This is a genomic window from Hyphomonas sp. (assembly GCF_013823385.1).
In the GTDB taxonomy this organism is placed as follows: domain Bacteria; phylum Pseudomonadota; class Alphaproteobacteria; order Caulobacterales; family Hyphomonadaceae; genus Hyphomonas.
Genome location: NZ_PNMA01000020.1, coordinates 44870 through 68988, shown reverse-complemented (window position 1 = coordinate 68988; position 24119 = coordinate 44870). Strand labels below are relative to the sequence as shown.

The window sequence follows — 24119 nt, the reverse complement described above, 5'->3', positions numbered from 1 at the left end:
ATGCGCGCGCCGCCCTATCTTCCGTTTCTCAATGGTCCCCTGAGCCTGGCGCCAGGCCTGCGCCCGATTGCGCCGGAGGCGTGGCTTTGTCCGGATACGGAGGCCCATGCTCTGGGCGAAAAGCGCGCGCTGATGCGGGACCGGCGGGGCGAGGTTTATGGCGCGCGGGAGGGGAGCGAGCTGGCGGTGCTGGAGCTGGCGGCTGCGGTGCATGAGGCGACCGGGCCGGCGGTGGGCGCCTGGCCGAGCGCGCTGGAAGGTGCGGCGAGCGCGGTGTCCGATGATCTCTGCCTGCTGATGAAAGATGGCGAAGGGCTCTGGCGGCTGGAGGCGGGCAGCCTTTGCGCGCCGACTTTCTGGCGGCTCTCCGAGAAGCTGGGCGAGCCGCTCGGCGGGCTGCACGGGCCGGTGCCGGGGGCCCATCCGGGCATGGTGGGGCGCATTCACCGGATGTTTGATGCCCTGCGGCCCGGCCAGGTGCTGGAGCGGTTCAACTGGACGGTTCAGCCGGGTACGGAGCGGTTTGCGCCGAGCCAGGCGCCGTTCAAGGCGCGCGCGGTAGGGATGGATGAGAGCGGCGCGCTGGACGGGCTGTGGCTGCGGGTGGAGCGGCAGACGATTTCCAAGATGCCAAAGTCCGGCGCGGTGGTGTTCACCATCCGCGTGGCGATTGATCCGCTGCGGGCGGCGCTGGCCGGGCCGGGGCATGCGGCGGCCTTTGCGGCTGCGTGGGAGGGGATTGATCCGGTGCTGGCAGACTATAAAGGCTGGCCGCATTATCAGCGGCTTGTTCGCGCGGCGCTGGCGCAGGCGCGCGGTGGCGGCTAAAGCAGGGAAGAATCGAGAAAGGACGGCGCATGCAATACTGGCTGATGAAATCGGAACCCGATGCCTGGAGCTGGGAGCAGCAGGTGAAACGCGGCGCGGCGGGTGAGATCTGGTCAGGCGTGCGCAACTATACCGCGCGCAACCATATGCGGGCGATGAAGCTCGGCGATCAGGTGTTCTTCTACCACTCCAATATCGGGCTGGAGATTGTCGGCATCTGCGAGGTGAATGAGCTCTCCAAGCAGGATCCGACGACGGACGATGCGCGCTGGGATTGCGTGACCATCCGCGCGCTGGCGCCGATGCCGAAGCCTGTGAAGCTGAAGGATGTGAAGGAAAACCCGAAGCTGGAAGGGATGAGCCTTGTGACCTCTTTCCGCCTCTCGGTGCAGCCGGTGACGGCGGCGGAGTGGAAAGAGGTTTGCCGGATGGGCGGGATTGACCCCAAGACGCTGAAGGCTGTTTAGGGCGCGCTACTCTGCCGGGCAGGCGCCGGCGTGGGCCAAGCTGATCTGGACGACGCCGGAGGGCTTGGCTGTTTCTTCTGCGCCGAAGCTGAGATCAGCATGGACGTTCAGGCGGGCCCCGTCACCATTGGTGACGATCTCGCCATAGGTGAAGGCGCCCTCGCTACATTTGATCTGTGTCATGATGAAATGATCGGTGATGGCATGCTGCTGCGCGATGGTGCAGCGGCCGGCTGGATCGATGTCGGCGAGGACAAGCTCTTGCACCGTGATGCGGGCGGGCTCGCCGGTGAGGCATCGCGAGACAGGCCCGGCAGCGGCATAGGCGGCGCCGGGGGAGATTATCTCTCCCTGCCAGAGGCCAGCCTCGACGGGGATGGTCAGCGGGGCAGGTTCCTCGGCGGCGGCCAGGAAGGCAGGCGCGCAGAGGGCAACAATGGCGGTAGAGATCAAACGGAGCATGGTGAGCCTCAAGCGGGTGAGGCGCCAGAAAACATGCGGAAGGCGGGCGGCGGTATCCCCTGATCCGGGGGGATCAGCATCTATTCCCATCCTCGAAGCTTGCCGCGTGCTTCACGGGAAACGCTGCCATGGTTTGGGTCATAGCGGCTGCCTGCCGGCAGGCTTGCGGTAGAGCGAGATGTGCATCCGGGTACTCGCGGTGAAGGCTGCGCGGTCCCAGCCGCCCCAGCGGCTTTCCAGCTGGAGGCCCGCGAGGCGGGCCATCAGGTCGATCTCGGACGGCCAGGCATAGCGCATGGGCAGGGGTGTCATACGGACACCCTCCGGCGTGAAGCGGAGATACTGGTATTCGACTACTTGTTTGACTGGATCATGGATGGCCGCTTCCAGGGTCAGCGAATGCCGGTCGAGGTGCTTGGGTTTCAAACTGCGGTGATCCCGGAACTGGGCGATGTCGGGCACAAAGGCTTCGACGAGGAATGCGCCGCCGGGGTCCAGCATGCTGGCGGCATTCCGGAAGCAGCGAAGCTGGGCTTCCTGGCTGGTGAGGTTGAACAGCGTGTTGAAGATCAGGAAGATGAAACCGAAGCGGCCGTCTGCCAGGACTTCAGACATGTCGCCCATGGTGACCGGGATTGCCTCGCCGCCGGGCTTTTCGCGCAGCTTTGCCACCATTTCAGGCGAGGCTTCGATGCCTGAAATATCGCAGCCTCGCCGCGCCATGGGCAGAGCGATACGGCCCGTTCCGATGGCGAGTTCCAGTGTACGTTGGTCACGGGAAAGGTCTGCCAACAGATCAACGGCGGCGTCCGTTGTGCCGGGATCATGCAGGAGGTCATAATCCTCCGCATTCAGCGTTCCGAATGTTTCGGGGCCGTATCCCTTCACCGGAAAAGGTCGTTTGCGAACTGGTCTTGCATTCGCGCTGACTATCATAGATTGCCAGGCAAGGCGAGCGCGAACCGGGCGCTAACCCCTGTTGCCATCCTCGAAGCTCGCCAGGGTCCATTCGGCGAAGCGCTCGAGATTGCCGCCGGTGAAAAGGAAGCCGGCGATGCCAGCGGCTTTGGCCGCTTCGATGTCAGCGTCCTTGTCTCCGATCAGGAAGCTCGCCTCGCGTTTCACCGGGAAGTCTGCCATGGCGCGCAGGAGCATGCCGGGTTTGGGTTTCCGGTCGAAACTGTCCTTCCGGTAACGGAGGTTTTCGCCCTCCTCATGGAAGGGGCAGAAATAGATGCGGTCGATGCGCGCGCCCTTTTCGGCAAGGCGGGCCTGCATCCAGTCATGCAGGGCGTGCATGTCGTCTTCGGTGTAGTAATTCCGGGCGATGCCGGACTGGTTGGTGACCACGAAGACAAACCAGCCGCGCTGGTTGAAGGCGGCAATCGCCTCAGCGGCGCCTTCGACGAATTCGAAGTCTTCAATCCGGCTGACATAGCCCCGGTCGATATTGATGACGCCGTCTCTATCGAGAAAGAGGGCGGGGCGATGTTTGCTCATGGGCTCTATGTGGCAGCTTCGCGGGAGGATGCAACCTTCTCCAGAGGCGCGAAAGGGATCGACAGTCAAGGACTTCTGCGGAAGGATTTCCGAGCGACAGGCCAGAGATGCCTGCGCGGGTCCAAGGGAGGGACAGGACATGGAACCCTATATTCCGCTGATTGTGAGCGCGCTGGGCGGCGCGGTGGTGGGGCCGATCATTGCCAGGCTGCTGGGCGGCAGCGGCGCGATGGGGGTTGTTGGCGGCATCCTGGGCGGTATCGGCGCGCATTATGGCGCTGAGGCAGCGGGTGTCGGGCTGCTGTTTGGCACCTCGCCGATGATGGTTCACCTGCAGAACTTTGTTGAAGGCGGGATCGGCGGCGGCATCCTCGGATTGCTGGCGGGCATCGTGCTGAAGAAGCGCTGAGCCGGATCAGGGCGCCGTGGCCGGGAGGGCCTCGCGATTGGCAGCGACGCCGCGCAGGAAGGGCAGGAAGGCGACCGCGGTGAGCAGCGCGGCGAGCAGGAAGGCTGCGCCGGCGAAGGGAACCGGCGCGCCTTCACGGGAAAAGCTGAACAGCGTGGCGCTCATGATCAGGGGACCGATGATCATGCCCAGCGCATTGAGGCTGGAGGCGGCGCCCTGAAGCTCGCCCTGCGCATCGGGCGGGGTGAGGCTGGACATCAGGCCATTGGCCGCCGGCATGGTGACCCCGCCAAGCGCGGCAAACGGGATGATGAAATAGACGAGCACCGGATTGGCCGCGAAGGCGAAGGCGGTCATCGCCAGCACATTGACGCTGTAGCCGAGCACGATGGTGCGCACGGTGCCGAAGCGTTTGAGGATGAGGCCCATGAGGCCGGCCTGGACGACGGCAGCGCCGACCCCGACGGCTCCCAGCGACAGGCCGATCTGCATGGGCGACCAGTCATACCGGATCTCTCCATGCACCGCCCAGGTGGCGGGGAAGACGGTGTGGGCGAGGAAGAAGATGCCGCCCGCGATGAGGAACCAGGAGACCTGGGGCAGCTTTGAGAAGTGGCGGGCGGCGCCGAGCGGGTTGGCCCGCTTGAAGTTCAGGGCGCGGCGGCGGTCTTTCGGCAAGGACTCTGGCAGCACGAAGAGGCCATAGAGGAAGTTCACGAAGGCAAGGCCAACCGCCGCAAAGAAGGGCACGCGGGGGCCAAGCTCTCCCAGGAGGCCGCCGATCACCGGGCCGAAGATGAAGCCGAGGCCGAAGGAGGCGCCGATGAAACCAAAGGCGCGGCCACGCTCGGCCGGCGTGGTGGTGTCGGCGATATAGGCGTTGGCGGTGGAGAAGGTGGCGCCCGATATGCCCGCGAGCGCGCGGCCGAGGAACAGGAGCCAGATATTCGGCGCAAGGCCCATGATGAGGAAATCAAGCCCCAGAGTGGCCATCGAGACGAGCAGCACCGGGCGGCGGCCGAACCTGTCTGACAGGGCGCCAATGAAGGGGCCGAAGAGGAAGGTCATCACCGCATAGGTGGCCGCCAGGCCGCCCAGCCAGAGCGTGGCATCCGACGGCGGGACATGCGCCAGATCCTGAATCAGGGTCGGCAGGACCGGAATGATCAGGCCAAAGGCAAGATGGTCGATGAAGACCGTCACCAGCACGAAGAAGAAAGCATTCCGGCCCGGAGGGCGCGCGGGGGCGGTGTCGGTCATGGCGGAGGAATGTCGGCAAGGCGCCCTGTCAGTCAAACGAAATTGTGCATGGCAGATCGAGGGGGCTTGGCAGGGGGGAGGGAAAGCTGCGAGTTTGGGCAGATGGCTGGCGAACTTCCGATCACGCGCATTCCGGCGGCGGCTGAAAAGGCCGAAGCGATCCGCTGCGCGGTGCGCCTGGCGACGCGGATGGGCGACTCGCGGCTAGCGCGGATGGAAGATGCAGAGGGGCTGTTTGCGCTGCTGTCTGACCCGGCTGTGCATGCGCCGATCTATACGCTGCCGCGCCCACTGACCGGGCGGAGCGTGGAGGATTTCATCGAGACGCACATTCTCGAGCGCGAGGCGGGGATCGGCCTCCTCTTTGTGCGCGAGGGGGAGGATGGGCGGATCATGGGCTATTCGGATGTGCAGGTGTGGCCGGAATTTGCTGCCGGTGAACTGGGCGGGGCGCTGCACCCCTCTCTGCACGGGCAGGGGAGCGGGGCGCGCGGGGCGGCGGCGAGCTTTGCCTGGATGTTCGAGGGGCTGGGACTCGACCGTCTGTGCGAGACGGCGGCGCTCGACAATGTGGCGACCCAGCGCCTGCTGGATGGGCTGGGCTTCACGCGCATGGGCGAGGTGACGAGCCTGCGCAGCGACGGGACAAGCCGGGCAAGCCTTGTCTGGGAGATGACGCGGGCCGATTGGGACGCCCGGCACGGCAAAGTCTGATTGCCAAGTCTGCGGCGACCGGCTAGCGGGCGCGCCATGACGATCACGGAACTTCTTATCGAGGCAGCCGGCTGGACCGGCGCGGCGCTGATCCTGGGCGCCTATATCCTGTTGTCGCTCGGGCGGCTGCAGGGCAATTCGCCGGCCTATCAGTGGGCGAACGTGATCGGGGCGGCGGGGTTTATCCTCAATAGCGGCTATCACGGGGCGATCCCGTCTGTGGCGATCAATATCCTCTGGGTGGCGATCGGCGTGTTTGCGCTGTGGCGGATTTACAAGGCGGCGGCCTAGTCACCGAACTTGCCGTGACGGCCTTCGCCCTTTGAGAAACGGGCGGCGCCTTCGTGGGCTCAAAGGCAGTTGACGATGACAATTTGGACGGGGGTTGTGGTGTCAGTACACATCACTGTTTTTGCGCGAACCGCATTCTTCGCAGGGCCAAACTGCACCCTAGACGCAATCGAGCTAAAGCAAGGCAATCATTTATAAGTTGTAATAACGCGCTCATTGATTGAGGGGAATTTTTGTGATCATTATTGCGAACCGACAAATCACGGGGGCTTCCAGTCATGATTTCAATTTCACCAATGCAATGGGCTCGACTCAAGGATATCCATGAAGTCGATCCCATCAACGGCGAAGATAGCGCCTGCATGCTCGAACTCTACGAGGTTCTGAAAAAGCATGGCAGGCAAGACCGATTTGGAATTGCAATGCTTCATAAGCATTTTGATGTAGCAGACGATGAAGTGCTCGTGGAAACTACAGATGTAGAAGGTCGTATGCTGACGATTGAGCCAATGAAAGCATCAGAGGCCAAAGGGTTCATTGAAACCATTTGGAAGCTTGATGAAGCTGGAGTGCATGCTCAAGGAGTTTGTGTAACGTTTTGTAAGCCGGATGATCGCGGTTTTCATGTTGGCCCTATCCACACCGGCCGCCAGAGATAGCGACAAAGACTACAATTTGGAATTCAGATCAGCCCTTTACCGGCTCAGTTCCTTCATCGCTTCGTCGAGGCCTGCCAGGGTGAGCTCGAACATGCGGTGGGGGCCGATCAGTTCGCGGATGAGTTTGATCGAGCCGGTGTATTCCCAGGCGCCTTCCTTGGTGGGGTTCAGCCAGACGAAGTTAGGATAACGTTCCACAAAGCGCTGGATCCAGAGGCCGCCGGCCTCTTCATTCCAGTGTTCGACCGAGCCGCCGGCATAGGTGATCTCGTAGGGGCTCATCGTGGCGTCGCCCACGACGATTACTTTGTAGTCTGACGGATATTTGTTGAGCACGTCCCAGGTGGGGATGCGGTTGTTCATCCGGCGGCGGTTATCCTTCCAGAGGCCCTCATAGGGGCAGTTGTGGAAGTAGTAGTATTCGAGGTTCTTGATTTCCGAGCGGGCGGCGGAGAACAGCTCCTCCATCACGCGGACATGCGGGTCCATCGAGCCGCCGACATCGAGCAGCAGGAGGACGGAAATCGTGTTGCGCTTTTCCGGGCGCATTTCGATGTCGAGATAGCCCTTGCGGGCGGTGTTGCGGATGGTGCCGTCCAGGTCGAGCTCGTCGGGCGCGCCCTTGCGGGCCCATTTGCGCAGGCGCTTCATGGCGACCTTGATATTGCGCGTGCCCAACTCGAGCTTGTCGTCGTAATTCTTGAATTCGCGCTTGTCCCACACCTTCACGGCGCGGCGGTGGCGGGACTTGTCCTGGCCGATGCGCACGCCTTCGGGATTGTAGCCATTGGCGCCGAAGGGCGAGGTGCCGCCGGTGCCGATCATCTTGTTGCCGCCCTCATGGCGCTTTTTCTGCTCTTCGAGGCGTTTTTTCAGCGTTTCCATGAGCTTTTCAAAGCCGCCCATGGCCTCGATTTCTTCCATCTCTTCCTTGGTGAGGAATTTCTCGCTCATTTTCTTGAGCCATTCCTCGGGCAGGTCCTGGACGTTGACCGCGTCGCCCAGCGTGTCGAGACCCTTGAAGGTGTGGGAGAAGACGCGGTCGAACTTGTCGATATTGCGCTCATCCTTCACCAGGGCGGCACGGGAGAGGTAGTAGAATTCTTCTACCTCCATATCGATGACCTGTTTGTCCATCGCTTCCATGAGCATCAAGTATTCCTTCAGCGTGACCGGGACTTTCGCCGCGCGCAGCTCGTTGAAGAAATTCAGGAACATGGCCCATACCTTTCGGTTTCTTGTAGGATCAAGATAACCTTCATGGGGGCGTCTGTCCAAGCTGACGCTGGGAAAAGTGTGGTCATTTGCGGTTCATCGCAGCCGGGTTAGGGAGGAACATGCTTCGGGTGGCTCTTTTCTTCTGTTTGCTGGCGGTTGGCGCGTGTGCGGCCAGGGCGGCGCCGTCTGGCCCGCCGCCTGCGCCGATGTTTGCGCCAGGCACGGCCGGGCTGGGCGATTGCAGCGGGCCGGCAGAGGCCAGCTGCATGCTGGACGCGGCCTGGCAGGCGGCCGGATTGCTGCCGCGGGACAAGCAGGCGCGGCTGAAGCCCGCCTTTGCCGAGACCACAAGCGGCATCCGGGATGCAGCGTTGGCCGCTGCCTGGCAGAGGCGGCTGGGCAAGACGCCCGCGCCGCAGCCGGCGCCGGATTTTGCGCGCGAGCAGGCCAGGGCCGCCATCGCCGAGTTTGGCTGGGAAGGGTTTTTCCAGAAAGCGCGGCTGAGCGAAGCACCGCTGAATATGGGCCGGCCCGAAATCATGGCGGCGGCCGTTGATCTTGCGCCCAATTCGATGGAGCGCCTGCGCCTCATCGACATGATGTTTTCCTTTGCGGGCGCCCCCAAGCCGGGCACCACCGGGCGCATCAGCCAGGATGCGTTCGAGCGGGCCTCGCTCGGCCATGTGCTGGCCGAACAGATGATGAAGGATTGCAACCTTGTGGCCTTCGACCGCGCGCGGGGCCTGACGGCGGCGCCGGAGTCCATCCGCTATGAGCTGTGGCGTACGCGGATTACCGGCGGGGCGGGCAAGCTCGCGCCCCGGATACGCCAGGGCGACGGCAGCGATGACACGACCTTCGTGCGGCATGTTCTGGAAGGGTATGGGCCGGTTCTGCGGCTGGGATATTGTCCGGGCTGATTGCCGCGCGCGGGGCCTTGAAGACTTTTCCCGGTCACAAAGCTGAGGCATAGCATCTGCGCATGGATACCATGGACGAAACCGAAGCCGATCATGTTGTGCCGCCCGCCGAGGGCCTGTGCGGCCCGTCTGAGGTGACGGCGCTGTCTCACCTCTACCGCGCGGAAGTCTACCGCTCGACGGTGTGGCGCCAGCGGCTTGATCAGACGACGAACTGGGCGGTGATTTCGACCGGGATCGGCCTGTCGGTGGCGTTTGCCAATGAGCGGGCTTCGCCCTTTCCCATCGTACTGGTGGGGATGCTGTGCATCGTGTTCCTGATGCTGGAAGCACGGCGCTACCGGTTTTTCTATGTCTGGCGCTTCCGGGCGCGGGTGATCGAGATTGCGTTCTATGTGCCGATCCTGCGCGGGGAGGGGACAAAGATCCGCCTCGACCGGGGCACGGCGCTGTCGGACGATTATGAAAAGCCGCAATACCGGATCTCGATGATCCGGTGTGTGGGCCGAAGGCTCCGGCGCAATTATGGCTGGATTTTCGCCATTCTGGGCGCGGCGTATTTTGCCAAGATCGCGATCCATCCGGTGGATGTGACCTCCTGGGAGCAGCTGTTCCGGCGGGCGCATATCGGGCCGATCCCCGGCTGGGTGGCCATCAGCTGCGGGCTCGCGTTTCACCTGGCGTGGATTTTCATTGCTTGGAAAACCTGGTGGGACGAGCGCACCGACAAGACCAAGATGGCCGACTTCCTCAAGAGCCGGGAAGACGTGAATTATGTGCGTGCGGCGAACGCGCATGACTCCGCGCTGGGCTGAGGCTCAGTCTTTCGCGCGGGTGAGGAGGTCGTCGGTGACTTCCATGGTGAAGACCGGATCATTGCCGGGCGGCGTTTCGCAGACGGCGTCCGAGAAGGCGGCGCGGGTTTCGGGATCGTCATAGACCATCTTCTGGTCATAGGCGCGCTGCCAGGTGGCTTCGTCCGGCCATTCGGCATAGCCGACAAAGCGGCCATCGCGTTCCTGATGCAGGCGGGAGCCATAGCTGCCGTATTTCTCGCGGATAAGCTCCGTGCCGCGCACCCAGGCCTTGCGGAACTGGTCTTCCTTGCCCGGATGGACACGCCACCAATAGACGGCAACGAACATGGGGTGCCTCCTTCTGCCTGAGCGGAAGCAACGCGCCGGGGGCGTAATTGATCCGTAAAATCAAAAAGCCGGGGCGTGGCCCCGGCTTTCATGGGTTTGATTTAGAGGTTGCTCAGCCCGCAGGGCCGCGGCGGCCGCCGCCGGTGTTGCCGCCGTCGCTGCGGCGGGAGAGGAAGGCGAGGCGTTCGAAGAGGGCCACGTCCTGCTCGTTTTTCAGGAGCGCGCCATGCAGCGGGGGCGTGAGGCGCTCGGGGTCTTTCTCGCGCAGGGTTTCCAGATCGATATCCTCATTCATGAGGAGTTTCAGCCAGTCGAGCAGCTCGGACGTGGAGGGTTTTTTCTTCACGCCGGGCAGTTCGCGCATCGCGTAGAAGGTGGCCAGGGCGTCGGCGACGAGCTTTTTCTTGATGCCCGGATAGTGGACATCGATGATCGAGCGCATCGTCGCTTCGTCCGGGAATTTGATGAAGTGGAAGAAGCAGCGGCGCAGGAAGGCGTCCGGCAGCTCTTTCTCATTGTTCGAGGTGATGATGACGATCGGACGCTGGACGGCTTTGACCGTCTCGCCGGTTTCGTAGACGAAGAATTCCATCCGATCGAGCTCCTGCAGGAGGTCGTTGGGAAATTCGATGTCGGCCTTGTCGATCTCGTCGATCAGCAGGACAGGGCGCTTGGCAGCGGTGAACGCCTCCCAGAGCTTGCCCTTCTTGATGTAGTTCTTGACGTCCTTGGCGCGCTCTTCGCCCATCTGGCCATCGCGCAGGCGGGAGACCGCGTCATATTCGTAAAGGCCCTGATTGGCCTTGGTGGTGGACTTGATGTGCCATTCGATCAGGTCCGAGCCGAGGGCCTTGGCGACCTCGATGGCGAGGACGGTCTTGCCGGTGCCCGGCTCGCCCTTGATCAGAAGGGGGCGTTCCAGGGCAATGGCGGCGTTGACGGCCACGCGCAGGTCATCTGTTGCGACATAATCCTTGGTGCCCTCAAAGCGCATACGCCTCGTCCCTTCATTCTGTTTGCTGACTTTGCACAATAAGGCCGCGTGGGGCGCGGGCAAGCGCTGACCTGAAGGAAACTGCTGCAGTGCAGAATCGAATTTCCTTAAGGGAAGGGCAAACATGTGGTAAAGAGAATATGCCATGCGCGCCGCCACAGAGGCTCAAGCTTCACGCTAAGCGTCGCACCGGTTTCAGGCAGGCTGGCCGGTCCGGTTGGCCCGAAGAAACTGGTTCCAGACCTTATGATCCAACTGCCCCCGGCTGTCGGGCGCATGGCTTCCCAACCTCCCGTAAACATTTGGAAAGCAAGCGTTAACGCCTTTGTGTGAATTTCACACAATCCGAACCATGGGGGCCGGAGACGTATGCCGCTCAAACTCTCTCTCAAGCCAGGCGAAACCTTCGTTGTGAACGGCGCTGTCGTCCGCAATGGCGACCGGCGCGGCGTGCTGCTGCTCGAAACCCATGCGCGCATCCTGCGCGAGAAGGACATTCTGGCTCCGTCTGCGGTTTCGACGCCGGCAGAACGCGCGTATTTTGCCGTGATGCAGATGTATCTGCTCGGCGAAGTCGACGGGCCCCTTTACACACAGACCGCTGAAGCGCTGGCCGGGCTGATTGCCGATATGCCGGACGCGCGCGATGACGTGCTGCAGATCTCGGCGGATGTGGTTGCCGGCGATCTCTACAAGGCGCTCAGCCGCTGCCGGAAGCTGATGCCGGCCCTGGGCACGGAGGCCGTATGATGGCGGATGGCAACCAGATACCGGCGCGCGCGCTGCGCGCGGAAGTCATCACGGGCCTGGAAGAGGCCATCGGCAAGCTGGAAGCGGGCGCCGGCGCCGGTCTGGCGGTTGATCTTGGCGGTGGGCGGATTGCCCGCGCTGACAGCCCGCGCGGCGAAGAAGGCCTGCTGCAACGCCTGCGCGGCCACAGGATGCTGCTGGCACTCGCCTCGGGCACGGCGGACCTCTCACGGTTGAAAACCATGCCGGGCGACGTGCAGGTGGCCCCGGCTGTGCGCGAGATCCTTGACGCGGCGGCACGCAAGGCCTAGCGCCGCGCCATGTCGCCCGAACTGATTTCCCTCTTCACTGCCGCCTTCGTCACCTTCTTCGTGCTCATAGACGCACCGGGGGTGGCGCCGATCTTTGCGACGCTGACGGCAAAGGGGTCCCCGGCCTATCGCCGCAAGATGGCGTACAAGTCCGTGCTGGTGGCGACGATCATCATGCTGCTGTTCGCCTTTGGCGGCGCCTGGCTGCTGGATGCCATGCACATCTCGATCGACGCCTTCCGGGCGGCGGGCGGCGTGCTCCTGTTCCTGATCGCGCTCGACATGGTGTTTGAAAAGCGCACAGAGCGGCGCGAGCACCGGGCCGAGGAAGTGCTGGAAGGCCACCGCGATGATCCGGAGCCGGAAGATGTTTCTGTTTTCCCGATGGGCATTCCGATGATTGCCGGGCCGGGATCGATTGCCACAGCCATGTTCTACATGTCGGAGGCGCCGACCTTCATGCATCAGAGCGTTGTTCTGGCCGCCATTGGCCTCAACCTGCTGATTACGCTGGTGATCTTCCTGCTGGCTGGGCCGATCGTGCGTATCATGGGGGCGAGCGTTGCCGGCGCGCTGACGCGAATCCTGGGGGTTATCCTGGCCGCGCTGTCGGCGCAGCTGATCATCGATGGCATACGTGGCGCCTTCGGCATCGCCTGAGTTTTTGCTTCAAGCGCCCTGCGGCTCGGCCCTTGGCTTGGGCAGCTTGATGTAGAGCCGGACGGTTGAGAGCATCACCCAGAAGAGCAGCATGCCGGCGGCCGTCAGGCTCATGATTTCCAGCACGGTATTACGGTTCCAGCTGATGCCGGCGTCAGCAATCTTGAGCCCTTCGCGGCCGCGCTCGCGTACCAGAACGATCAGGCGCTCCCCGCCCGCCTCTGCCAGCAGGCGGGCGCGCTGGAGGTCGGTGCCATCTTCAATCACCGCCAGAACCGTCAGTGCGCCGCTGGGGCTGGTCTGGGCGGCCAGGCGCTGAATCTGGTCAAGGTCGGCCTCCAGCGGGGCCAGGCCTGCCTGGTTGATCGACCCGGAATAGGCGGCGCGGACGCGCTCGGCGCGGACTTCGGTGGTGGCAAGCTCCCTGAACGCCTCCTGCAGGGCAGGCTCCAGCACGGTGTCGGGGAGGGCGGCCTCGACCTGTTCGCCGAGATAGTCGGAAAAGCTTGGCGTCAGGCGCTGTGAGCGGCGAGCCGATTTCAGGATCGAGACGGAAAGCGCGGCGGCGTCCGACAGGCCGTCACTGTACTCCTGCTGGACGAGGCCAAGGCCGGTCAGCTTGACGACAAGTTCGTCGGAGCGATCTCCCTCGATCCAGCGCTGCGACATGACGGCAAGGTCGGCATAGCTGCCGAGGATCTGGAAACGGCGGTCGTCTTCGCTGCGGACATTGGCCTGCAGCACGATGGGGGCTTCGGCGCTGGCGGGGGCGTCTGGTTCCTGCGGGGCAGCTTCGTCAGAGTCTGCGGCGGGCTCGGCTGCCGCTTGTTCCGGCTCGGCGCCGGGCGCCTGTTCGGCGCGGGCAGCAGGCGCTTGAGCGGCGGGGGGATTGTACCGCTCGGTTTCCATGATCCGCAGCGCAACGTTTTCAGGCAGCTTCTGGAGGGCGGCACGGATCAGGCGCTCGTCCGGCGTACCGGTGACTTCCGCTTCGGCCCGCACACGGATCTGTTCGCCCAGATCGCGGCCCAGCATCTGGGGCGCGGCGAGCAGATAGCCCCGCACGGCGGACATGTTGCGCGCGTCCAGCTCGGCAATGATCCGGTCCTGCCAGTAGGGGAGTTTGCTGTCCTCGTCGCGCGGGCCGAAAGTCGTCAACTCCTCCAGCAGCCGCACATTGGCATGCTGGAGCGCTTCGGCAGCGCCTTCGCGGGAGGTCAGATCCTGATCGTAAGCGTTGGAGATTGCGCGCGCGCCGATCACAGGCAGAAGGATCAGCAGGGAATTGAACATCACCGCCAGCATCCAGCCCGCTTTGCGGGTTTGTACTTTCCGTTGGCGGGCCATTCCGACGATTTTACCGTTTGGGCAGACTGTAAGGGCGGTTGCCCATAGAGCGTGCCGGGGGGAGAAAGATCAAGGGGTGGTCTGCAACTTGCACTGTGCAGAACGTCCGTTGTGGGGCATTGAAGCGTTTACTGACAGTGTTTCGGCATGTTTTTGTCGTAATTGTCTGAAATTACAGGATTTACCCCCGCAGTCTCGGACATTGCGGAGAATCGAGGTCCGCTCTATATGGCACACAAACGAGTGAAGGAGTCTGCCGTGAGTATCGATCTCTCAGACGATTATCGCCCCTCGGAAGACGAAGAGTTCATGAATGAACGGCAGCTGGCCTATTTCAGGCGCATGCTGGAAGCCTGGAAGGCCGACATTCTCGACGGCGCCAAGCAGACCATTCACAATCTTCAGGATGAGTCGGGCTCTCTTCCCGACATTGTGGACCGTGCCTCCGCCGAGAGCGACAAGGCGCTTGAGCTGCGCACCCGTGATCGCCAGCGCAAGCTGATCTCCAAGATCGACGCGGCGCTGCGCCGGATCGAAGATGGCAGCTACGGCTATTGCGAAGCAACCGGTGAGCCCATCGGCCTGCGGCGCCTGGAAGCCCGTCCAACCGCCACGCTCAGCCTGGAAGCGCAGGAGCGTCACGAGCGCAAGGAACGCACCCTGCGGGACGACTAGCCTTCCGGCTTTTTCAAACTTCTGCAGACAGTAAAAAGGCGGCTCTCCAGATCGGAGTGCCGCCTTTTTTCCAGTCATCTTTCCCGACGCCTTTGGCGGATGTTGTACGAGCTTCTTTGGCCGCACAACCATCATGACGCGGAGATGCGAATCACGCCTTACCGAGGCCTGACCAGAAGGTAAAATTCCAGAGACTTGAGTGAATCCCCCAGGCGGGTGCTGTTAATAATTTCCGCAGGGACCAATTTACTAACGCGCCATTAACCCTTTCCGGGCGACTTAGGCGGCATGAGTATGTCTTCCGCCTCTTCCATGAAGAGTGCATCCCCGCCCGATCTGGCGGAGGATGGATGGGATGTTTCACCCAGGCTCCGGCGCCGCATCATGACGGATACCCCGCCCATGCGCGAACCAGGTGCGCCCGGCCGCCCGCTGCCGACCTCGCGCGGCGTGCTGACCCCGGCCGAGATCGAGATGCTGCTGCGTCCCGATCTTTCGGACATGGAGGATCTGCCTGAAGAAGCCCCGCCTGCGCCCCAGCCGAAACCTGTGGCTGAATTCGCGCCACCTGACGCGGCCCCTTCCGGGGCCGGACGGGAAGAGGCGGCCCGCCGGATTTCGGCCCGCCTGTCGCGCGCCATGCGGGAGCATTGCGGGATTGCGGCGGCCTTTACCGTGCAGCGCATTTCGCCGGTGAGCCTGGCGCAAGGCGTTTCAGCGCGGGAAGAGCCGGGACAGGCGATTGTCTGCTGCGCGGGCGCCGAAGGCGACGTGGCGGCGATGCTGGTGATCGGGGCAGGGCTTGCCCAGATCATGATCGAGACCGCCTGTGGCGGCCCGGTGCCCAATTCCCAGCCCAGAGAACTCAGCCCGATTGATCTGGCGCTGCTGGAGGGGCTTGCCCGCCCGCTGGCCCCGGTAATCGGTGCCGGGATGAATTTTTCCGGCATTGAAACCGATCCGCTGTTTGCCGCCTCCATCGCGGCGCCGGGGGCGGCTTACGAGATCACGCTGTCGGTTCGCGCCGGCGGGGCAGACTGGCCGGCGCGCCTGCTGGTAACCCAATCGCTGCTGCCGGACACGGCAGTGGGCGAAGAGGCTGCGCCCAAGGCAGACCGCAGCGCGCGGTCGCTGACCGTGCTGATGACGGCGCGGGTGGCGCGGGTGGAAATGCCGCTGTCGAAACTGACCAGCCTGCGCCCCGGCGCAACGCTGCTTCTGGGCGTGCCCGCCGACCAGCCGGTGGAGCTGCTCTCCGGCGGACTGGATGGCGAGGTGGCCGCCGAAGCCCAGATCGGGCGGAAGGGCAATCGCATGGCGGTGCGCATTTCGCGGCGCGGCCCGGCGCTGCGGGCGCTCAACCCGGCTTTTGCCGGATAAACTCCGCTTCAATCTCTATCCGGACGGTATCGGTCAAAAGGCCCGAGAAGCGGTCTATGCCGAAGCCTGAGCGGTTGATCTCTGCCTCAGCAGAAAATCCGATCACATCGGCCCGGCGCAGCGGGTCGTAGGCACTGCCATTCAGCTTTGCCGTCAGGGTGATCGGGCGGGTGATGCCCTTCAGCGTGAGATCGCCGGTGATCTCTGCGGTGGTTTGGCTGGTAAGCTCGATGGTGGTGGACTTGAAGACCGCCTGCGGATGGGCGGCCGCGTCAAACCAGGCTGGGCCCATCAGTTCGGCGGCAAACTCCGGATTGGCAATGTTGAGCGAGGACATGTCGATGATCGCCTCGACGCGTGCGCCCGCCGGGTTGGCCGCGTCGCCGCTGAGGCTTGCCTCGAAGCGGTCGAAGCGGCCGGCATAGTCTGAAAAGCCCAGATGATTGATCCGGAAGAGGAGGGCGGCGTGCTTTGTGTCCAGTGTAAAGTCGCCCGGCGCGAGACGGCTGGCGGCGGCGTCTATCCTCGGAGCAAGGAGCGCGCCGGCCACACTGCTGCAGCCGGCGAGAAAGAAGGCGGCGAGCGCGAAGGCCGCGCCCGCCTGCAGGATGGGATGGCTTAGCTGGCCTTTGTCTCCGCGATCCATGCGTCGACGTTCTCCTCAAGTATCGCAAGCGGCACTGCGCCATTCTTCAATACGACATCGTGGAAGTCCCGGATGTCGAAGGCATCCCCAAGCTCAGTCTTGGCGCGTTCGCGCAGCTCGACGATCTTGATCATGCCGATCTTGTAGGCGGTCGCCTGGCCCGGCATCACGATATAGCGGTCGATGGCCTTGCGGGCATCGCCCTCCGGGTTGGGGGTATTCTCCAGAAGGTACTGGACGGCCTGTTCACGCGTCCACTGTTTGGAGTGAAGACCCGTATCGACCACCAGACGGGCGGCGCGCCAGATTTCCATCGCAAGGCGGCCAAAGTCCGAATACGGATCGGCGTAGTAGCCAAGCTCCTTGGGGAGAAGCTCTGTGTAGAGCCCCCAACCTTCGGAATAGGCCGTGTAGCCGCCAAAGCGCCGGAAGCTGGGAACGCCTTCGAGTTCCTGCGCGATGGCGATCTGCATATGGTGGCCGGGAATGCCTTCATGGAAGGCGAGGGCTTCGAGCTGATAGGTCGGCATGTCGGACATGCGGTAGAGGTTGGCATAGTAGATGCCGGGGCGGCTGCCATCGGGGGCAGGGCGGTTGTAGAAGGCCTTGCCGGCGGATCTTTCCCGGAAGGGCTCGACCGCCTGAACGATCATGCCGGCCTTCGGGAAGGTGTTGAAGAGGTTCGGGAGGTCTGCCTCCATCCGGGCGATCGCGGCGCGCGCCTCGGCGAGATATTCCTCGCGGCCCTCGGGGGTGTCAGGTTTGTAGAAGCGCGGATCGGTGCGCATGAATTCGAAGAAGTCCTGCAGGTCTCCGTCAAAGCCGACCTGCTGCATGATGGCTTCCATCTCCGCATGGATCCGGGCGACTTCATCGAGGCCGATCTGATGGATCTGATCGGCGGTCAAATCCGTGGTGGTCATCGCCTTCAGGCGGGTGTCGTAATAGGCTGCGCCATCGGGCAGTTTCCAGGCGCCGTCATCGGCGGTGGCGCTGAGCTGCTGGCGGGTGAGTTCCTCCATGGCGGCCTGGTAGGCGGGGCCAACGGCGCTCGTGAGCGCGCCGGCGGCGCGCTGGGTCAGCTCTGCAGCCTGTTCCGGCGTGATCGTGCTGTTGTTGACGAGTGCGGTGATCTTGCCCCGGATATCGCTCATCAGCGGGCTGTCTTCGCTACCGTCTTCCTTTCCGGAGAACGGATAGCCCGTAATGACCGCGCGCGCGTCTGACAGCACATAGTCATAGACGAAGGCCGGGGGCTGAATCCCTTTTTCAGAGGCAGCGCGGGAATTTTCCACATGGCCGCCGAGATAGGCCGGCAGCGCGTTCAGCCGCGTGATGTAGGCCTCAGCGTCTGCGAGGCTCGTCACCTTGTGCTGGTTGATGAGGAAGGCGGGGATGGACGACTGAACGCCGAACATCTGGTTGAAGGTATAGCTGTGATCACGGAACGGTTCGCTCCGTTCGGCGCGTTCCAGTTCATATTCCGCGAGGCGCCAGGAGAGCTTGGCTTGGTCGTTCAGCTTGTGGAAGTCGAATTTCTCCTTCATTTCCTGGACGTTAGCCCGCTGTATGGCCAGTCCTTCCGCGTCGAAGGCCGGGGAGGGATCAGTCCACTCGCCATAGCGATCGCGCCGGCCCAGGGCGGTCATCCGCATCGGGTCGCGGGCAATGGCTTCCTCGAACTTCTGCTCGAACCATTCGTTCAGCCGCTCGGATTCGGCGGCCACCACCTCGGTGGAATATTCCGGAATTCTGGGTTCGCGGTGGTCGGGGGCGCCGCAGCTGGCGACCAGCGCCATTGCGGTGAACATAGCGAGCGTCCGTGATATCATGGCTAGCCGAATCCTGTTCTTCTGGGCTCGATTAAACTGCGTCGGTTAACGGCTTTTTCGGGTTCGTTAACCTTTGCCGTGTCAGAATTGATAAACTAGGCGAAGGCTGGGCATCGAGTCATGTGATGCCCGCCTCGCATAAGGCATGGCCAGCCCGGAAAGGGAACCGGTCAATAGAATGGTGGTAGACCATGAGTAACGAAGCAGACACCCTTGAGCTGACTCTCGCTGCGGCAACGCCAGGCGAGGAGGCGAATGCCGGTGAGCGGGAAGGGCGGCGTATCGACTTCCTGCAACTGGGTTTCTGGGGCTGTCTGCTCCTGTCGATCGCCGCCGCCAGCATCTCGCTCGCCTGGCCGAATGCGTCGGGCGCGACCGGCTCCATCCTGCTGATCACCATGGCGTCAGGCGGCCTGGTATTCCTTCTCTGGACCGTGCGCGGGGCAGGGCGATACATCGGCCTCTTCCCGGAAAAGGGCGCTGCTGCGCGGGTGGCGAATGCCAGCGCGCCGCGCTTCCCCTGGATCGAAGCGCTGGATGAGGCCGTTCTGGTGACCGATCCCGGCGGCGCGCCGGTGGCCGCCAATACCGCCTATTCCGATCTCACCCGGCTTGCCCTGATTGCGGGCACGGCCGAGAGCGGCCCGGTCACCGTTGACCGCCTGTTCGGTGCCAACCCCGGCCTTGCCGCGCCGGTTTACCGCCTGTCGAAATCTGCCAAGGCGGGCACGCAGCGCCGCGAAGTGCTGCCGCCGCTGGCGCTGGGGCCGGAACAGGTGCCGGCGCAGTTCGAAGTGTCCGTCTCGCCGCTGCCGCGCGGCCGCGTGCTGTGGCGCATCCGCCGGATTGCCGGACAGATCGAGGCAACGGGCGCGGCGGATCTCAAATCGCTCTATGTTGAAGATGCCCCCATGGGCTTTTTCGCGGCCAAGCCGGACGGCACGATCACCTATGCCAACTCCTGGCTGCGCGAGCTGCTGGGCCTGCCGGAGACAGCCAAGAACATCCGCACCGACGACATCATGCGTCCGGAATTCGTGAAGATGCTGGCGCGGGACCGCAAGTCCGGCGCGCCGGGCCGCGCGGACATCCAGCTGCGGGCGCGCGACGGGGTGGAGATCCCCGTGCAGGCGATCACCAGCTGGACGGGCCGGGGCGCTGATGCCGCAGGCCGCACGATCGTGCTGGCAAGCCCGCAGGTCCTCAATGGCGGGGAAGAACGGTTTGCGCTGCAGGCAGCTTCGCGCCCGCCCCGCCCGGACGGCGACCCGATGTTCGACGACGCTCCCTTCGGCGCCGTGCGCCTTGACGGCGACCGGGTGGACAGCGCGGTCATTCTCGACGCCAACCGCGCGCTGATGGAAGTCACCGGCGGGCGGGCAACGCCCGGCACGCGCTTTGCCGATCTCTTCATTTCCGAAGAGGGCGAGGAAACGCTCGCCACCCTGCTGGTCGATGCCATCGACAAGCCGGTCGCGCTGAAGACGGCGGGCGATGAAGCGCGGCACGTCAATGTCTTCGTTACGCTCAACAATACGGGCCGCCCCTCGGTGGCCTATATCATCGACATCACCGAGCAGCGCCAGCTTGAGACGCGCCTTGCGCATGGCGAGAAGATGCGCTCCATCGGCCAGCTGGCCGGCGTGGTCGCGCATGACTTCAACAACGTGCTGCAGGGCATCATCTTCAACTATGAAGAGCTGATGACGCGCCATCCTGTGGGTGACCCGTCCTATGAGTATCTGCAATCGATTCACGAATTCTCCTCGCGGGCCCGTGAACTCGTCCGTATGCTGCTGGCTTATGCCCGCGCGCAGACCTTCAAGCGGGAAATCTTCAACGTTACCGACTTCCTCTCCGAGTTCTCGATCCTGCTGCGCCAGGTGCTGGATGAGCGGGTTGAGCTTGAGGTCAAGCATGGCCGCGATGTGCCCTGGATCAAGGCCGACAAGAACCAGCTGGAAACGGCGATCATCAACCTGGCTACCAATGCCCGCGACGCCATGATTGCGCACCGCAATGGCGGCAAGCTGTCGATCCGCACGGCGCGCTCCACCGGCAAGGAGGCCCATGCGCTGGGCTTCAACTATGTCGAGGATGGCGAGTATCTGCTGATCGAGGTCGAAGACAACGGCACGGGTATGCCGCGTGACCTGCTGGACAAGATTTTCCAGCCCTTCTTCACGACGAAGGAGCAGGGTTCCGGCACGGGGCTTGGCCTGGCGACCGTCTATGGCATCATCAAGCAGTCTGGCGGTTATGTCTGCCCGGTCTCGTCGATGGGCAAGGGCACAACCTTCTATATCTATCTGCCGGCGCTGGCCGCAGAGGAAATCCCTGAGCCTTCGGACATTGCCGAGAACGCCAAGCCGGTTATCCGTCCGATGGATATGTCCGGACGCGGACGTATCCTGCTGGTCGAGGATGAAGACGGCGTGCGTTCCATCGCGGCGACCCATCTGCGCCAGCGCGGCTATGAGGTGGAGGAAGCCTGCGACGGGGAAGAGGCGCTCGACATCCTCACCGATATGCCGGGTTCGTTCGATCTCATCATCTCTGACGTGGTGATGCCGGGCATGGATGGGCCAACACTTATCCGCGAGGCCAAGGACAAGCTGGGCCATGCGCGCGTGATCTTCATCTCCGGCTATGCCGAGCGCGACCTGGCCCAGCAGCTGGACGATGACCGGGCAGTTTCCTTCCTGCCCAAGCCCTTTACGGTTCGTCAGCTCTCGGAGCGGATCAAGCAGGAACTGGCAGGCATCGGCGGCAAGGAAGCGGCCTGATCCCGCCTCTCAGTACCCGGAAAAGGGCCGGCTTCTCAGCCAGCCTTTTGCCATAGGGCCTTCAGCACGGCGGCGAAGTTTTCGGCCCGGTCATGGCAGGCCCAGTGGCCCGTACCGCGCTCGACATGCAGCGGCGTGCCATGGCGCTTCGAGAAACGCTCGGCCACGGGCAGCTCTACAAACGGATCATTCTCGCCCCAGAACAGCTGGCCATGTTCGGGAAGATTGGCGAGATCATCCACCCAATGCCCGCTGAAGCGCAGGCCGATGGCGGAGCGATAGAGGCTGAGGATCGACTGGCGCATGCGCTTGTCGATATGGGGCACTTCAATCTCGGCCAGTTCACGCGGCATGCCGCCTTGCACAAGGCCCTCGATCAGGCGCGGCTTGTTGCGCATGTTCAGCATCACGAATTCGCCGAGCAGCGGGGTAGCCCACATGCGCGCTGTTCTGTGGCCGGAATAGTCCGGATCGATCACGGCATTGGTCACGCACCAGCTTTTCACGAGATCTGGCCGCAGGCTGGCAACCCGCAGGGTGAGCAGCGCGCCCCAGTCATGGCCAACGATGTGAACCGGCCCGCCAGCCGCTTCCATCTGGGTGATCAGCCAGCTGGCATACTCATCCTTGGTGCTGCGGAAACCGGGCGGCTTTTCCGTGCCGAAGCCGGGAAGGGCGGGCGCGCGGTAATCCTCCGGGCCGAGATCAAGGGCGGCCACAAGCGGCTGCCAGAGAACGGGGGTATCGGGAACGCCGTGTACGAAGAGGATCATCGGATTACTTCTCCTCCGCCGGGGCCCAATAGGTTTCAGGCGGGAAGATGTCTTCTATGCTGCTGTTTTCGAACGGTCCGTAGGTCGGGTTGGGCAGGAGGAACCAGCCCTTGTCCCAGAGGCCGTCAAAGGCTGGGGCAGCGGCAAGATTACGGCGGGCTGCGGGGCTTAGCGATTTGTCGTTGAAGATGTCGGCAATGTCGCCCAGCTGGTCGCCGACGAGGGCGATGACGCAGTAATTCTCCGAGATGGCATAGCGCCGGCCATCCTTGGCCGAGCCGCCCGGCGTATCACCCTTCAGGAACAGGGTTTCGCCATGCACATAGTCGCCGAAGCCGGCTTCCCGGATGGTGTCGATGTTCCCGGCGAGATTTGCGGCCTCGCGATTGGTGTTGAGGATGACTTCCACACCTGCCTTGCGAATACGCTCCAGCCCTTCCAGCGCGCCGGGAATGGGCACTGCCTTGCCCGCGCCCGTGCGCTCCCATTCGCTCCAGATGGCTGGATCGAACCCGATGCCCATGCGGCGGAAGGCGCCGGCAGATCCCAGATTCCAAATCAGGGTTTCGTCCACATCGAAGACGGCAGCGAGCGGTTTTTCTCCGCAGGCGAGGAAGTCTGGCGCCTCAGCCGTCGCGCCGGGCGCAAGGATGACGCTGTATTCCGGCCGCGATGCGGCGCCAGTCTCAACAAAGGCGGCAATCCGCTTCCAGCTCTGCTCCATCATGATCTGCGCTTCTGCCGAGCCGAAAAGCCACTGATCAGCGGAGAGGGGGCGCGCTTCAGAGGCCGATACTGCGGCGGGCGGTTGCGCGGCCGAAGCGGGCTCTGGCGCCGTCATCGTGGCCGTCTGGCAGGCTGCCAGCGCCAGGAAAGAAAGGATCGGAAGCGCGTATTTCATGGAAACTCCATCAGCCATGGGCCCTTGGGGTAAAACGCTTTCCGGGGAGGGGCAATCTTTATCCCGCCCCTGGCGCCGGGTGATTTCCCCGATGTCAGACTTGCGCGCAGGCGATGCTCTGTCCAAGGATGCCGCCAGAGAAAAGCCTTTGGGAGACCCGGCCATGAAAACCCGCATCACTGAAATGCTCGGCATCAAGCACCCGATTGTCCAGGGGGGCATGCACTTTGTCGGTTTTGCTGAAATGGCAGCGGCTGTTTCCAATGCCGGCGGCCTCGGCATCATTACCGCCCTGACGCAGCGCACCCCGGCAGACCTCGCCAACGAGATCGCCCGCTGCCGCGACATGACGGACAAGCCGATCGGCGTGAACCTGACCTTCCTGCCGTCGGTTAATCAGCCGGACTATCCGGGCTATGTAAAGGCCATCATCGAGGGTGGCGTGAAGGTGGTGGAAACTGCCGGCAACAACCCGGTGCAGGTGCTGCCCATCCTCAAGGACAATGGCATCAAGGTCATCCATAAATGTACTGCCGTCCGCCACGCACTGAAGGCGCAGAAGATCGGCTGTGACGCGGTATCGGTCGACGGGTTTGAATGCGGCGGCCACCCCGGCGAAGATGATGTGCCAAACTTCATCCTTCTGCCGCGCGCGATGGACGAGCTGGAAATTCCCTTCATCGCTTCGGGCGGCATGGCTGATGGCCGCTCGCTGGTCGCTGCCATGGCGCTCGGCGCCGAAGGCATGAACATGGGCACGCGCTTCATCGCGACGAAAGAAGCCCCGGTACATGAGAATGTGAAACAGGCGCTCGTGGCGGCGTCCGAACTCGACACCCGCCTCGTCATGCGCCCGCTGCGCAATACCGAGCGCGTGCTGACAAACCCTGCCGTCGAGCGCCTTCTGCAGAAGGAAAAGGAACTCGGCTCCAGCATCAAGTTCGAGGACATCATCGAGGAAGTGGCCGGCGTTTATCCCAAGATCATGCTCGACGGGCAGATGGATGCGGGCGCCTGGTCGTGCGGCATGGTCGCCGGTCTGATCTACGATATCCCGACCTGCCAGGAGCTGATCGACCGGATCATGGCCGAGGCCGAAGAGATCATCACCAAGCGCCTCGCGGGCTTTGTGAAGGGCTGATCCAGCCCCTGTTTGTTCAAGGGCGCCGTTAACCCTTGATTTCCGGACTG

General features: G+C 63.3%; 27 protein-coding genes. 15 read left to right on the top strand and 12 right to left on the bottom strand.

Translation table 11 applies throughout. From position 1 onward, the window contains the following. Complete coding sequence (locus tag C0456_RS12700) at positions 1 to 828, top strand: DUF3445 domain-containing protein (protein ID WP_291052612.1); 828 nt, start codon at positions 1 to 3, stop codon at positions 826 to 828. Positions 829 to 857: 29 nt separating this feature from the next. Beyond that, positions 858 to 1295, top strand: a complete 438-nt coding sequence (locus tag C0456_RS12695; protein ID WP_367179269.1) for an EVE domain-containing protein — start codon at positions 858 to 860, stop codon at positions 1293 to 1295. 6 nt (positions 1296 to 1301) lie between these two features. Here C0456_RS12695 and C0456_RS12690 read toward each other — a convergent pair whose 3' ends face one another. The 3 genes from C0456_RS12690 to C0456_RS12680 all read right to left on the bottom strand — a co-directional run bounded on the left by C0456_RS12690 (position 1302) and on the right by C0456_RS12680 (position 3257). After that, positions 1302 to 1757: a hypothetical protein gene (locus C0456_RS12690; protein WP_291052606.1), complete on the bottom strand. Its 456-nt coding sequence runs from the start codon at positions 1755 to 1757 to the stop codon at positions 1302 to 1304. 138 nt (positions 1758 to 1895) lie between these two features. Next, the gene (locus tag C0456_RS12685; protein ID WP_291052603.1) at positions 1896 to 2645 is read right to left on the bottom strand and encodes a class I SAM-dependent methyltransferase; all 750 of its coding nucleotides are present in this window, start codon (positions 2643 to 2645) and stop codon (positions 1896 to 1898) included. Positions 2646 to 2726: 81 nt separating this feature from the next. Continuing rightward, entirely contained in the window at positions 2727 to 3257 is a 531-nt protein-coding gene (locus C0456_RS12680; RefSeq protein ID WP_291052601.1) for an HAD family hydrolase, read from the bottom strand. A 139-nt stretch (positions 3258 to 3396) separates the two neighbouring features. On the opposite strand from C0456_RS12680, the gene C0456_RS12675 reads away from it, so the two are divergent. Then, positions 3397 to 3666: a hypothetical protein gene (locus C0456_RS12675; protein ID WP_291052599.1), complete on the top strand. Its 270-nt coding sequence runs from the start codon at positions 3397 to 3399 to the stop codon at positions 3664 to 3666. 6 nt (positions 3667 to 3672) lie between these two features. Here C0456_RS12675 and C0456_RS12670 read toward each other — a convergent pair whose 3' ends face one another. Further along, positions 3673 to 4926, bottom strand: a complete 1254-nt coding sequence (locus C0456_RS12670; RefSeq protein WP_291052596.1) for a TCR/Tet family MFS transporter — start codon at positions 4924 to 4926, stop codon at positions 3673 to 3675. A gap of 102 nt (positions 4927 to 5028) precedes the next feature. On the opposite strand from C0456_RS12670, the gene C0456_RS12665 reads away from it, so the two are divergent. From C0456_RS12665 to C0456_RS12655, 3 genes are all read left to right on the top strand, one after another. Further along, positions 5029 to 5640, top strand: coding sequence for a GNAT family N-acetyltransferase (locus C0456_RS12665; protein WP_291052594.1), 612 nt, complete (start codon positions 5029 to 5031; stop codon positions 5638 to 5640). A 36-nt stretch (positions 5641 to 5676) separates the two neighbouring features. Beyond that, the gene (locus C0456_RS12660; protein ID WP_035593908.1) at positions 5677 to 5931 is read left to right on the top strand and encodes a hypothetical protein; all 255 of its coding nucleotides are present in this window, start codon (positions 5677 to 5679) and stop codon (positions 5929 to 5931) included. 278 nt (positions 5932 to 6209) lie between these two features. After that, entirely contained in the window at positions 6210 to 6590 is a 381-nt protein-coding gene (locus C0456_RS12655; RefSeq protein WP_291052590.1) for a hypothetical protein, read from the top strand. Positions 6591 to 6626: 36 nt separating this feature from the next. Here C0456_RS12655 and C0456_RS12650 read toward each other — a convergent pair whose 3' ends face one another. Further along, positions 6627 to 7808: a VWA domain-containing protein gene (locus tag C0456_RS12650; RefSeq protein ID WP_291052587.1), complete on the bottom strand. Its 1182-nt coding sequence runs from the start codon at positions 7806 to 7808 to the stop codon at positions 6627 to 6629. A gap of 128 nt (positions 7809 to 7936) precedes the next feature. Here C0456_RS12650 and C0456_RS12645 point away from each other — a divergent pair, with 128 nt between their 5' ends. Both C0456_RS12645 and C0456_RS12640 read left to right on the top strand, forming a co-directional pair. Further along, positions 7937 to 8728 (top strand): hypothetical protein, encoded by a 792-nt coding sequence (locus C0456_RS12645; protein WP_291052586.1) that lies wholly within the window; start codon positions 7937 to 7939, stop codon positions 8726 to 8728. Between the two features lie 62 nt (positions 8729 to 8790). Further along, entirely contained in the window at positions 8791 to 9543 is a 753-nt protein-coding gene (locus tag C0456_RS12640) for a DUF2270 domain-containing protein (protein WP_291052583.1), read from the top strand. A gap of 3 nt (positions 9544 to 9546) precedes the next feature. Here the strand turns inward: C0456_RS12640 and C0456_RS12635 are convergent, their stop codons facing one another. Together C0456_RS12635 and C0456_RS12630 are read right to left on the bottom strand one after the other, a co-directional pair. Further along, a complete protein-coding gene (locus tag C0456_RS12635; RefSeq protein WP_291052581.1) occupies positions 9547 to 9873 on the bottom strand; it encodes an antibiotic biosynthesis monooxygenase in 327 nt (108 codons plus the stop codon). Positions 9874 to 9985: 112 nt separating this feature from the next. After that, positions 9986 to 10867 (bottom strand): MoxR family ATPase, encoded by an 882-nt coding sequence (locus C0456_RS12630; protein WP_291052579.1) that lies wholly within the window; start codon positions 10865 to 10867, stop codon positions 9986 to 9988. A 369-nt stretch (positions 10868 to 11236) separates the two neighbouring features. Between C0456_RS12630 and C0456_RS12625 the strand changes: the two genes are divergently transcribed. The 3 genes from C0456_RS12625 to C0456_RS12615 are packed head-to-tail and all read left to right on the top strand — an operon-like array spanning position 11237 to position 12588. Next, the gene (locus C0456_RS12625) at positions 11237 to 11617 is read left to right on the top strand and encodes a flagellar biosynthesis repressor FlbT (RefSeq protein WP_291052577.1); all 381 of its coding nucleotides are present in this window, start codon (positions 11237 to 11239) and stop codon (positions 11615 to 11617) included. Further along, positions 11617 to 11928, top strand: coding sequence for a hypothetical protein (locus C0456_RS12620; protein ID WP_291052574.1), 312 nt, complete (start codon positions 11617 to 11619; stop codon positions 11926 to 11928). The genes C0456_RS12625 and C0456_RS12620 overlap by 1 nt, the downstream gene beginning before the upstream one ends. Before the next feature lie 9 nt (positions 11929 to 11937). Next, a complete protein-coding gene (locus C0456_RS12615; RefSeq protein ID WP_291052571.1) occupies positions 11938 to 12588 on the top strand; it encodes a MarC family protein in 651 nt (216 codons plus the stop codon). A 9-nt stretch (positions 12589 to 12597) separates the two neighbouring features. Here C0456_RS12615 and C0456_RS12610 read toward each other — a convergent pair whose 3' ends face one another. Then, a complete protein-coding gene (locus tag C0456_RS12610; RefSeq protein WP_291052569.1) occupies positions 12598 to 13935 on the bottom strand; it encodes a hypothetical protein in 1338 nt (445 codons plus the stop codon). Positions 13936 to 14163: 228 nt separating this feature from the next. Here C0456_RS12610 and dksA point away from each other — a divergent pair, with 228 nt between their 5' ends. Together dksA and C0456_RS12600 are read left to right on the top strand one after the other, a co-directional pair. After that, positions 14164 to 14610 (top strand): RNA polymerase-binding protein DksA, encoded by a 447-nt coding sequence (gene dksA / locus C0456_RS12605; RefSeq protein WP_291052567.1) that lies wholly within the window; start codon positions 14164 to 14166, stop codon positions 14608 to 14610. Positions 14611 to 15012: 402 nt separating this feature from the next. Next, positions 15013 to 15990, top strand: coding sequence for a FliM/FliN family flagellar motor switch protein (locus tag C0456_RS12600; RefSeq protein ID WP_291052564.1), 978 nt, complete (start codon positions 15013 to 15015; stop codon positions 15988 to 15990). On the opposite strand, the gene C0456_RS12595 is transcribed toward C0456_RS12600, so the two are convergent. Both C0456_RS12595 and C0456_RS12590 read right to left on the bottom strand, forming a co-directional pair. Next, complete coding sequence (locus tag C0456_RS12595) at positions 15968 to 16636, bottom strand: YceI family protein (RefSeq protein ID WP_291052562.1); 669 nt, start codon at positions 16634 to 16636, stop codon at positions 15968 to 15970. The two genes, C0456_RS12600 and C0456_RS12595, sit on opposite strands and share 23 nt — an antisense overlap. After that, positions 16609 to 18468, bottom strand: coding sequence for a DUF885 domain-containing protein (locus tag C0456_RS12590; protein WP_291052560.1), 1860 nt, complete (start codon positions 18466 to 18468; stop codon positions 16609 to 16611). Before C0456_RS12590 ends, C0456_RS12595 begins: the two co-directional genes overlap by 28 nt. A 191-nt stretch (positions 18469 to 18659) precedes the next feature. Here C0456_RS12590 and C0456_RS12585 point away from each other — a divergent pair, with 191 nt between their 5' ends. After that, a complete protein-coding gene (locus C0456_RS12585; RefSeq protein ID WP_291052558.1) occupies positions 18660 to 21254 on the top strand; it encodes a response regulator in 2595 nt (864 codons plus the stop codon). A 35-nt stretch (positions 21255 to 21289) separates the two neighbouring features. Here C0456_RS12585 and C0456_RS12580 read toward each other — a convergent pair whose 3' ends face one another. Together C0456_RS12580 and C0456_RS12575 are read right to left on the bottom strand one after the other, a co-directional pair. Further along, positions 21290 to 22027 carry an alpha/beta hydrolase gene (locus C0456_RS12580; RefSeq protein ID WP_291052555.1) on the bottom strand — a complete coding sequence of 246 codons (738 nt, stop codon included), beginning with the start codon at positions 22025 to 22027 and terminating at the stop codon, positions 21290 to 21292. Positions 22028 to 22031: 4 nt separating this feature from the next. Next, positions 22032 to 22946 (bottom strand): HAD family acid phosphatase, encoded by a 915-nt coding sequence (locus C0456_RS12575; RefSeq protein ID WP_291052552.1) that lies wholly within the window; start codon positions 22944 to 22946, stop codon positions 22032 to 22034. Between the two features lie 145 nt (positions 22947 to 23091). On the opposite strand from C0456_RS12575, the gene C0456_RS12570 reads away from it, so the two are divergent. Next, positions 23092 to 24069: a nitronate monooxygenase family protein gene (locus C0456_RS12570; protein WP_291052550.1), complete on the top strand. Its 978-nt coding sequence runs from the start codon at positions 23092 to 23094 to the stop codon at positions 24067 to 24069. The last annotated feature ends 50 nt before the right edge of the window (positions 24070 to 24119 follow it).

Coding starts and splice junctions, on each gene's coding strand:
- C0456_RS12700 (WP_291052612.1), top strand. CDS start 1: ATGCGCGCGCCGCCCTATCTTCCGTTTCTCAATGGTCCCCTGAGCCTG.
- C0456_RS12695 (WP_367179269.1), top strand. CDS start 858: ATGCAATACTGGCTGATGAAATCGGAACCCGATGCCTGGAGCTGGGAG.
- C0456_RS12690 (WP_291052606.1), bottom strand. CDS start 1,757: ATGCTCCGTTTGATCTCTACCGCCATTGTTGCCCTCTGCGCGCCTGCC.
- C0456_RS12680 (WP_291052601.1), bottom strand. CDS start 3,257: ATGAGCAAACATCGCCCCGCCCTCTTTCTCGATAGAGACGGCGTCATC.
- C0456_RS12675 (WP_291052599.1), top strand. CDS start 3,397: ATGGAACCCTATATTCCGCTGATTGTGAGCGCGCTGGGCGGCGCGGTG.
- C0456_RS12670 (WP_291052596.1), bottom strand. CDS start 4,926: ATGACCGACACCGCCCCCGCGCGCCCTCCGGGCCGGAATGCTTTCTTC.
- C0456_RS12665 (WP_291052594.1), top strand. CDS start 5,029: ATGGCTGGCGAACTTCCGATCACGCGCATTCCGGCGGCGGCTGAAAAG.
- C0456_RS12660 (WP_035593908.1), top strand. CDS start 5,677: ATGACGATCACGGAACTTCTTATCGAGGCAGCCGGCTGGACCGGCGCG.
- C0456_RS12655 (WP_291052590.1), top strand. CDS start 6,210: ATGATTTCAATTTCACCAATGCAATGGGCTCGACTCAAGGATATCCAT.
- C0456_RS12650 (WP_291052587.1), bottom strand. CDS start 7,808: ATGTTCCTGAATTTCTTCAACGAGCTGCGCGCGGCGAAAGTCCCGGTC.
- C0456_RS12640 (WP_291052583.1), top strand. CDS start 8,791: ATGGATACCATGGACGAAACCGAAGCCGATCATGTTGTGCCGCCCGCC.
- C0456_RS12635 (WP_291052581.1), bottom strand. CDS start 9,873: ATGTTCGTTGCCGTCTATTGGTGGCGTGTCCATCCGGGCAAGGAAGAC.
- C0456_RS12630 (WP_291052579.1), bottom strand. CDS start 10,867: ATGCGCTTTGAGGGCACCAAGGATTATGTCGCAACAGATGACCTGCGC.
- C0456_RS12625 (WP_291052577.1), top strand. CDS start 11,237: ATGCCGCTCAAACTCTCTCTCAAGCCAGGCGAAACCTTCGTTGTGAAC.
- C0456_RS12620 (WP_291052574.1), top strand. CDS start 11,617: ATGGCGGATGGCAACCAGATACCGGCGCGCGCGCTGCGCGCGGAAGTC.
- C0456_RS12615 (WP_291052571.1), top strand. CDS start 11,938: ATGTCGCCCGAACTGATTTCCCTCTTCACTGCCGCCTTCGTCACCTTC.
- C0456_RS12610 (WP_291052569.1), bottom strand. CDS start 13,935: ATGGCCCGCCAACGGAAAGTACAAACCCGCAAAGCGGGCTGGATGCTG.
- dksA (WP_291052567.1), top strand. CDS start 14,164: ATGGCACACAAACGAGTGAAGGAGTCTGCCGTGAGTATCGATCTCTCA.
- C0456_RS12600 (WP_291052564.1), top strand. CDS start 15,013: ATGCGCGAACCAGGTGCGCCCGGCCGCCCGCTGCCGACCTCGCGCGGC.
- C0456_RS12595 (WP_291052562.1), bottom strand. CDS start 16,636: ATGGATCGCGGAGACAAAGGCCAGCTAAGCCATCCCATCCTGCAGGCG.
- C0456_RS12590 (WP_291052560.1), bottom strand. CDS start 18,468: ATGATATCACGGACGCTCGCTATGTTCACCGCAATGGCGCTGGTCGCC.
- C0456_RS12585 (WP_291052558.1), top strand. CDS start 18,660: ATGAGTAACGAAGCAGACACCCTTGAGCTGACTCTCGCTGCGGCAACG.
- C0456_RS12580 (WP_291052555.1), bottom strand. CDS start 22,027: ATGATCCTCTTCGTACACGGCGTTCCCGATACCCCCGTTCTCTGGCAG.
- C0456_RS12575 (WP_291052552.1), bottom strand. CDS start 22,946: ATGGCTGATGGAGTTTCCATGAAATACGCGCTTCCGATCCTTTCTTTC.
- C0456_RS12570 (WP_291052550.1), top strand. CDS start 23,092: ATGAAAACCCGCATCACTGAAATGCTCGGCATCAAGCACCCGATTGTC.